Below are 1,165 nucleotides of genomic sequence, written 5' to 3'. Positions count from 1 at the left end.
CGCCTCAGTGCGACCGGAACTCCGGCCTCTCGCAGCCGGTTCGCATACGCCTCGCCCTCGTCGCGTAGTGGGTCGAAACCGGCTACCGCAACGTACGCGGGCGGCAGTCCGGCCAGGTCCGGAGTGAGCAGCGGCGAGACTCGCGGGTCGAGAGCCGAAGCGCCACCCGACAGGTAATGGGCTGCATACCAATCGAGTTGGGCGTCGGTGAGAAAGAAGTCGGTGCCGAACATCCTGTGCGACGGACGCTTCGACGAGAGGTCGACCCAGGGAAAGAAGAGCAGTTGGAAGACGGGCTTGACGGCGTCTTCGGTCGTGGACTGCGCGACGACGGCAGCGAGGTTCCCGCCGGCGCTGTCTCCGCCCACCGCAATGGATCTCGGATCCGCGCCCAGTTCTGCGGCATGTTCGACGCAGTACCGAAAGGCGGCGACGGCGTCGTCGACCCCGGCCGGGAACGGGAACTCGGGCGCAAGCCGGTAGTCCACCGACACCACGCTGATTTCGCCGTGTCGGGCCAGGAAGCGGCACACACTGTCGCCGCTTTCGAGGCTGTCGAGGACGAACCCGCCGCCGTGGAAGTACACCAAAAGTGGAGCGGGCGTGGAGACTCCGGCCGGGCGATACAGCCGAGCGGGAATTGCGTGATCCCCGCACGGGATCTCGAGGTCACGAACCGTCTCGATGTCGATCGGTGTACCGCCGAACAGCCGTGATTCGGCGTCGATCTGAGCGCGTCCCTCTTCGACCGGAAGATTCTCGAAGCTCGTACCTTCCACTGCCGAGAGCAATCGCAGCGCAAGCTGGATCTCCGGGTGCAGAGTCTGCCCGTCGATCTCCTTCGGCTTGCCACCGAGAATGCGCTGCGCGCCGGTCGGTAAGGCGCCGACGACATCGAGAACCACCCGCGCAACACGATCTTGGACAGACATCTTCTCCGTGGACATACTCGCCTTCCGTCGGCCGATCACCCGTCGCTTGTACGTTACGAAAGAACCGGACAAATATCCAGGAATCTCGACGCTCGAGATCAGGCCGCCGGAGTGACCGTGACTGTGACGGGACCCGTGTCGTCCGCGGTTTCCACTGTGAGGAGGCGGCTTTGGGAATCCCAGTTCACTATGTCGGCACCCGCGACGTCGACGCCGCCGGGAAAGCCGCTCTC

At 64.7% G+C, this 1,165-nt stretch carries 1 protein-coding gene; it reads right to left on the bottom strand.

Features of this window, described 5'->3' with window-relative positions:
* On the bottom strand, positions 1 to 947 hold a 947-nt coding region (locus ABT116_RS48590), incomplete at its 3' end, for an alpha/beta hydrolase (RefSeq protein WP_351647954.1).
* Positions 948 to 1,165: the final 218 nt, after the last annotated feature.

Origin of the sequence: Streptomyces sp. NPDC002130, from assembly GCF_040296465.1 — a bacterium.
Taxonomy (GTDB): Bacteria; Actinomycetota; Actinomycetes; order Streptomycetales; family Streptomycetaceae; genus Streptomyces.
This window is presented reverse-complemented; position numbering and strand designations above follow the sequence as displayed.